Source organism: Bacillus sp. JJ1127, assembly GCF_036965845.1.
In the GTDB taxonomy this organism is placed as follows: domain Bacteria; phylum Bacillota; class Bacilli; order Bacillales; family Bacillaceae_G; genus Bacillus_A.
The window spans coordinates 1-8,471 of sequence record NZ_JBALQK010000147.1; the positions used below are offsets into that span (position 1 = coordinate 1).

General features: G+C 36.5%; 3 protein-coding genes. All 3 read left to right on the forward strand.

Annotated features, from left to right (window positions below; translation table 11 throughout):
- The first annotated feature begins 355 nt into the window (after positions 1-355).
- Entirely contained in the window at positions 356-1,462 is a 1,107-nt protein-coding gene (gene csaB / locus V7183_RS15250; RefSeq protein WP_335360066.1) for a polysaccharide pyruvyl transferase CsaB, read from the forward strand.
- Between the two features lie 728 nt (positions 1,463-2,190).
- Positions 2,191-5,340, forward strand: a complete 3,150-nt coding sequence (locus V7183_RS15255) for an S-layer homology domain-containing protein (protein WP_335360067.1) — start codon at positions 2,191-2,193, stop codon at positions 5,338-5,340.
- A gap of 142 nt (positions 5,341-5,482) precedes the next feature.
- Complete coding sequence (locus tag V7183_RS15260) at positions 5,483-7,948, forward strand: S-layer homology domain-containing protein (protein ID WP_335360068.1); 2,466 nt, start codon at positions 5,483-5,485, stop codon at positions 7,946-7,948.
- Positions 7,949-8,471: the final 523 nt, after the last annotated feature.

The following is an 8,471-nucleotide window of genomic DNA, read 5'->3' on the forward strand; positions in this document are numbered from 1 at the left end:
ATAGAAGCGGTCAGGGCCTATTTCTGCCACATGCGAAGTAAAAACAGAAAGAGCGAATGAGTGTAGGTTACTGTTTATTCCGCATAGCAGGGATTTATATAGGGGCTTCCATTCGTGATGGGAGGTTCGCCAACTGGGTTTTTGCAGGCAGTTAGCTCCCACCTATTTTTCTTGTTTCTTTGAATCTTGAGGTGGGAGTATTATTGCTTACAAATCGTAGAATAAACGAAAATGGATTTATATAGTTTGAGCGAGAAAATAATCTTACGTTATCAAACCTTTTCAGATGAGGAGTTGATGGCAATTTGTTCAAGTATAAAAAGAGTTGATTGCGGAATGTTGGAGGAGATTAAGAGTGCGGTTAGTTTTATCAGGATACTATGGTTTTTATAATGTTGGGGACGAAGCGATTTTGCATTCAATTATTAAAGCGTTGCATGAAGAGGAACCAACTCTTGAACTTGTTGTACTTTCAAATGACCCTGATTATACGAGGAAAATGTACGGTGTAGAAGCAGTAAATCGATGGGATATAAAAGCAATTTATCGAGAGATTAAAAAAAGTGATGGTTTAATTAGCGGCGGTGGCAGCCTCCTGCAAGATAAGACAAGCATTAAAAGTATCCTATACTATACTGGCATTATGCGCCTGGCACGTTTTTTGAAGAAGCCATATTACATTTATGCGCAAGGGATCGGTCCGATTACAAAGAGACAAAATCGTCTATTGGTGAAGTGGCATGTATCGAAAGCAGAATATGTATCAGTTCGTGACGAAGATTCTTTTTTATACTTAAAAGAAATTGGTATAAAAAAAGATATTGAGCTTGTTCCAGATCCAGTATTAGCGTGTCAGCCTGAAGGAACAACAAATTGGTTACAAAAACATTCTGTGCAAGGAAAAGTAATTGCTGTCAGTGTTCGGTATTGGGATGCAAAAGAAGATTACCTAAGAAAGCTGGCTGAAACATTAAAAAAGCTGAAGAGAGAAGGGTATCACATTCTCTTTGTACCGATGCATGGTCCCTTTGACCAAAGTGCATCGAGAGACATTATCAATTTGATGGGAGAAGAAGCACATATGCTCCCGTACCAAATGGATATTTATGAGAAAATATCTATTTTGTCAGAGTGTTCTCTTCTAATAGGGATGCGTCTTCACGCCCTTATTTTATCCGCTGTTGCAAATACACCAATGATCGGCATTTCATACGATCCAAAGATTGATTCATTTTTACAACAGGTGAACCAGCCGATCATAGGGAATGTAGATGGGGATTGGACCGCGGAAACGCTATATAATATGGCAATCAAACAGCTTCAGCAAAAAGAAAATGTGCAGTATGGATTAGGACAGCGAGTAAGTGAACTGCGCCTGCAAATTTCAAAGGCATCAAAATATATTATCCAAGACTTAAAAAAAAGAGAGTGTCGTAAAAGCGAGAGTACATCGAGCTTTTAGAGGGCACCCTCTTTTTTTTACGTACTATATATACATTAATTAAAAAAATGACATAAAACCCATCTTTTTAGGTGGGAGAGAGGATCTGGCGATGTATAGAAGCGGTCAGTGCCTTTTTCTGCCACATGCGAAGTAAAAACAGAAAGAGCGAACGAGTGGAGGCACTTTTTGTTCTTCATAGCCGCGACTCATATGCTGGAAAATAAAAATAGATATAAATAAAAAAAGAACCTGTAAAGCAGGACGAAACAAGCTTTAAAACATCGTATCTTTTTAAGAAACTACGTGACTTTATTTGAAATTTACAGAAGAAGGGAATTTGTCGAAAGATGAAAGGGTTTACGTGATGAAAATATCGAAAAATGTCGAATCATGTCAAAATATGTTCATAATTAAATGTTGCAATACGAAGCGCATGTTTGATATAATGCCATATAGATATATTTAGAATGTTAGAATGTTGGATGTAATCGAATACAATTCTTAATATATTTTTAAACAGGAAAATAGAGTAATAGATAAATATGATGACGAATCACACCCTTTTTGTCGAATTTTGATGTTGAAAAATGTTTGAAAAAGTACAAAAATGGTGTATTATGTAGTTGAATCATATTTTGGTAATGTAGTTTTTATTTTCCTTTAAAGAAATTTTTTACCACATGATGTCTACTAATTTTATAATTTGTGAAATTAGTATTAAATTCCCAAAGGAGGAAATACATAAAATGGCAAAGAACAAGTCTTACAACAAAATCATCGCTGGAACAATGACAGCAGCAATGGTAGCAGGTGTAGTAACTCCAGCTGCAGCAGCAGGTAAATCGTTCCCAGACGTACCAGCAGATCACTGGGCAGCTGACTCTATTAACTACTTAGTAGACAAAGGTGCTATTAACGGTAAACCAGACGGCACTTTCGGTCCAACTGAAGAAATCGATCGTGCTTCTGCTGCGAAAATTATGGCAGTTACTTTAGGTTTAGAAATCAACAAAGATGCAAAACCATCTTTCGAAGATGCAAAAAACCACTGGGCAGCTCCTTACATCGCTGCAGTTGAAAAAGCTGGCGTAATCATCGGTGACGGTCAAGGTTCATTCAAACCAGACGACAAAATCAACCGTGCTTCTATGGCATCTATGCTTGTAAAAGCTTACAAATTAGACGCTCCGAATGCAGAAACAAAATTCGATGACCTTAAAGGACATTGGGGAGAGAAAGATGCTAACATCTTAGTAGCATTAGGAATCTCTAACGGAACTGACAACGGTTGGGCTCCTAACAAAGCTGTAACTCGTGCAGAAACTGCTCAATTCATTGCAAAAACTGATGCAAAATACGCTAAAGAACAAGCGAAAGAAGCTAAAGTTGAATCTGTAAGCGCGATTAACGCTTCTGAAATTAAAGTAACATTCAACACAGCTGTTGATAAAGATTCTGCTGAAAAAACAGCAAACTATCAACTAAAAGTTAACAACAATGAAATCAAAGATATTCAAAATATCACTGTTTCAGAAGATGGAAAGTCTGCAACTTTATTACTTGACCAATCAGCAAAAGTTGCATTCCAAAATGGTGACAAATATGTTATCCAAACAAATGATGACATTAAAACAAAAGACGGAAAGAACGTTGCTAAATTTGTTTCAAATGAAATGACTTTCTCTGAAACTGCAGCACCTGCTTTAGTATCTGTAGCTAAAAAAGAAGGTAAATTAGAGCTTACATTTGATCGCCCAGTAAACTCTTACAAAGCAGACAAAGATGTAACTTTAGTTAAAGTTGATGGCGTTGCTTTAGCTGCTACAGATTTAAAACCTGTTTCTCCTAAAGATGATAATGCAAATAAAGAATTCTTAGGTAAAGCTGGACAATACAAATATACAGTTGCATTGTCTGCTGACGAAGAAAAATCAGCTAAGACAAAAGGTAACCATGAAGTTGTAATCTTTGACGTAGCTGACACTGCTAAAGATTACGCAAAAGTAGCTAGCGTTGTATCAGGTACTTACACAATTACTGATGCAGTAGCAACTCCAGAAGTAACAGGTGTGGAAGCAGTAAACGCTAACCGTTTCTTCCTTTACACAAACACAACTGTAGAGTTAAACCAAAACTCTAAAGTTACTGTAAACAAAGGTAACCATGAATTCGCTATGGATACTACTAAGTATGATGGTACAGTTAACACAAACGATACTCTAGTAGATGCAGTTGTAGGAACATACAAATCTAAACCAGGTATTTGGGTAACAGTTACTGATGATAAAGATGGTAATGACGAAAACCCATTATACCGTAACGGTGAAACATCTGCTAACTTAAACGTAACAGTTGAAAACTTCACAGCAGATGGTTTAATTGGTAAAAAATCTACTCAATCTGTAACATTAGGAAAATCAAACACTAAACCAGTAGTTGAAAGTACTATGGCAGATAACGGACAATTATTAGTAACATTCACTAATAATTTAGTAGATCTTGATGGTAATGCATTAACAGCTCTTAATGCAGGTGACTTCGTTGTTCGTGATAACGAAGGTATTGTTATCGAAGGCTTAGCTGCTACAGTTAATGGTAAAACTGTAACAATTAGTGGTCCTAAATTCGATGCGAAGGCTGCTCCATACACAGTAGACTTCAAAGCAGGCAAGTTTAAAAACAAAGAAGAGCGTGCTAACGTAGCAACTTACCTTGCAAACACTATCAAAAATGATGCAATCTCAGTAAAAGTTGGTAAGAAAGATGCTGCTAACTTCGAATACACTGAATTCACATTTGATGCAGCAACAAACGGTAACACAACAGTTGATACTGCTAAAAATACAATCACATTTAAATATAATACGAAAATGGATGATTCAGCTCGTGATGTTGCAAACTACACACTTGATGGCAAAGCATTACCAGCAGGTACAACAGCGGACTTCGTTGGTGACCGTCAAACTGTACGTGTAACATTCCCAGAGGGTACATTCAAAAACTCTACTAAGTACAAATTTGGTATCACTACAAACGTTAAAACACAATCTGGTTCAAAAATTGTAGGTTCATTACAAACAAAAGCACCAGCTGAGTTAGTATTTGACGTAAAAGATAACGTGAAACCAGAATTAGCTTCTGCTATTTACTATGTAGGAACTGAAGATGTACAAAACAATACAACTACTAAGAAGTTAGAATTAACTTTCAATGAAAATGTTAAATTCTCAGCTGATACTGATGCTGCTGCAAAAGCAGCGAACGACTTCGCTATTCAAGTTAACGGTTCAGATGTAAAAGTTGACAAAGTTGAGACAGTTTCTACTGGTACTAACAAAGAACGTAAACTTGTATTAACATTGGCTCAAGACGTTAACGTAGCACAAGCAGCTACAATTACTGTTGTTCCTGAAGAAGATCAAAAAGGTAATGACAAAGTAATTGCAGTAGTTGACGCAGCTGGTAACAAAGCTAAAGAAGGTTCTTCAACTCAAGCTACAGCATATAAATACGATGCTGGCTATGCAAAAGAAAAACAAGAAGCAGACGCAGCAGCAGCAGTAAAAGCTTTAGCAGATGCAAAAGTAGCAGCACAAACTAAATTTGATGCAGCTGGAACAAAAGCAGAAGCTTCATTGAAAGCAGCACATGATAAAGCGGCAGCAGTTCAAAATGAAATTGATGAAGCAGTAAAAGCTGATCCTAATGCTGATGTAACAGCTTTAGAAACAAAGCTACGCGCTGCGCAGGATTTAGCAGCTCAAGTTGAAGCTGAACTTATCAAAGTAGAAGAAGCACATAGAGCAGCTGATCAAGCTACAACTGTAGAAGCTGTTAAGGCTGAAGTAGCAAAAGCAGACGCAGCAGCAGCAAAAGCAGAAACTCTTGTTAAATAATTAAACGAGACGTTATTTCATAAGCTTGAAAGATACTATCGAAAAGCCCTGAAAAGCAAACAGCTTTACGGGGCTTTTCCTTTATGCTACATAAAATACATAATTTTCAAGAAATATTCTTTTTAAAGGAGACATACATAAAATGGCGAATAAAAAAACTTTCAATAAAGTCCTTGCCGGCACAATGGCAACAGCAATGGTAGCAGGTGTAGTAACACCAGCTGCAGCAGCAGGTAAATCGTTCCCGGATGTACCAGCAGGTCACTGGGGTATTGAATCTATTAACTACTTAGTAGAAAAAGGGGCTCTTAACGGTAAACCAGATGGCACTTTTGCTCCAACTGAAAGCATCGACCGTGCTTCTGCTGCGAAAGTTATGGCAATTACTTTAGGTTTAGAAATTGACAAAGATGCAAAACCATCTTTTGAAGATTCAAAAGACAACTGGGCAGCTCCTTACATTGCTGCTGTTGAAAAAGCTGGTGTGATCAAAGGTAACGGTGCTGGTGCATTCAACCCATCAGACAAAATCAACCGTGCTTCTATGGCGTCTATGCTTGTTAAAGCTTACAAATTAGACGAGAAAGTTGTGAATCCAGAAACGAAATTCGCTGATCTGAAAGACCACTGGGGAGAGAAAGTTGCTAACATTTTAGTTGCATTAGGAATCTCTAACGGAACTGACAACGGTTGGGCTCCTGATAAAGATGTAACTCGTGCTGAAGCGGCGCAATTTATTGCAAAAACTGATGTGAAATACGGTAAAAAAGAAGTAAAAGAAGCAAAAGTTGAATCTGTAAATGTATTAAATGCGAAGCAAGTAGAAGTGAAGTTTTCACAGCCAGTTGATGTACAAACAGTGGCAAAAGAAAATGAAACATTAAAAGATACAGTTGTATTTAGTGCAGTTGGCGATGCAAAAGCTATCAATCTAGAAAAAGCAACAGCAAAATTAAGTGAAGATGGCAAAACATTACTAGTTACTGCTGGGGAAGATGAAATCTTTGCAGGTAAGTATGCAGCGACAATTATTGGTGTGAAAACGCTAGATGGTAAGGAAGTAACTTCACATGCTGGCTTCTTTACAGCAAATGATACAACGCGCCCTGTTGTGACAGGTGTAGATTACACAGATAACAATACAGCAAAAATTAAATTCTCTGAGCCTTTAAAAGAAATTGGAACGGTAACAACAGATAATCCTAACGTAACGGCTGCAGATGTGAAGTTTACAGAAGGCAATGATTTTGCGACAGTTGATTTATCAAAAGTACAAGGTGAAGGTACAACTCCTGTAAATGTTACAATTGTTGGTGCGAAAGACTTTACAGGTAACTTTATTACGCCAAACCCTGTCGAAGTAAAAGTAGAAAAGAAAGAAGATAAAGTTGCTCCAGAAGTAAAGGAAGTTCAAGTAATTTCGGATACACAAGTAAAAGTAACATATTCTGAAAAAATAAAAGCTGCTACTGTGAAAATTAATGATAAAGTAGTAACAGGAACACCTGATGCAGAAGGACTTGTTTACACATATACAGAAAACTTTAAAGATGGTGTGAACAAAATTGATATTACTGGTTTAACAGATTTAGCTGGAAATAAAGGAAACGACTATTCAAAACAATTTGTTGTATCTACTGATAAAGTGGCTCCAACTGTAGTGAATGAGAAAATTGTTAAAGAAGATGGGAAAGAAGTTTTAGTTGTAACATATTCTGAACCAGTAACATTAAGTGACAGTAAAGAACAACGTTTCCATGGCACTTATGTGAAAGATTATGTAACAGCAGATGGCTCTTTCCAAGCTACACCAGTTGTTGATAGCAAAGATAATAAAGTTGTAAAAATTCCTCTAACAGAAGCAATCAAAGGGAATTGGACAATTAAATTGCCAAAAGGATTTGTAACTGATAAGTCACAAGCACAAAATCCAAGTGCTGAAAAAGAAGTTGAATTTGTGCGCAGTGGTGATGAAGTAGCGCCAACAAAGCTGACAACTAGCGTGAGTGAAGATAAAAACGTGATTACTGTAGCGTTTAACGGTAAAGTAGATGGTGCATCAGCAACAAATGCTGAGAACTATAAACTTGAAGGTGCTGCAGTTGACAAAGCTGTATTAAAGTCAAATGAAGATACATCTGCAATTGTTGAGTTAACACTTAAAGATGGATCTGTTAAAGCAACAGGTGCCTACCAATTAACGGTATCTGGAATTAAATCAGCAGCAGGCGTCGATGTAGAGAAAGTAACAAAATCTATACAACTAGACGAGAATATTGCACCAGTTATAAAAGAAGCAAAATTAGTAAGTGGAACAGAGATTGTATTAACGTTCAGCGAAGAATTACTTCCAGCATCTGTTGTAGAGGAAACGCCAGTAGCTGATTATGCAGTATTCGTGGGTGATGTACAAGTTGATGCTGCTAAAGTGACTGAAGCAATAGGAGAAAGTAAGCAAATTAAACTTACTTTAACAGATGCATTAAATAGTGATCAATTAGCTAAGACAATTACAATTAAACCAACTGCTAATTATGAAGTATCAGATTTAGTTGGTAATAAAGCAGCTACATTTGAGAAATTTGATGTTGTAAATGCAATTCGATAATAGAGAAGGAATTTGAGCTTTATTACTTCTTTGTATATAAAAGAGAGAGTTTATCTAGAAGATAGACTCTCTCTTTCTTTATAAGAAAACCCCTCTTTTTAGATGGGCGAGAGCATCTGTCCATGCGTAGAAGCGGTCAGTGCCTATTTCTGCCACATGCGAAGTAAGAACAGAAAGAGCAAATGGGTGTAGGTTACTTTTTGTTCTGTATAGCAGGGATTCAGATGTCGGAAAATAAAAATGGAGTTATATAGTTATGTATATCGCGGGAAATAAATTAAGGTAATAGTAGTTTTTTAGAGAAATAGTAGTGAATGTATGCGTCATATTATAATTTTTTATGTTAAAAATTTGTAAACTTTAAATCGATTTTTATCGAAAAAATAGAAAAAAATGTCGATAAAAAGGGTAATATGTAACATGTAGTCTGAATATTGATTTTTTTGGGATAATTTATGGCGGTGGTAAATACATCTTTATGGTATCATTGGATTTGTTGGTAGTTATATACAATATGCAATTG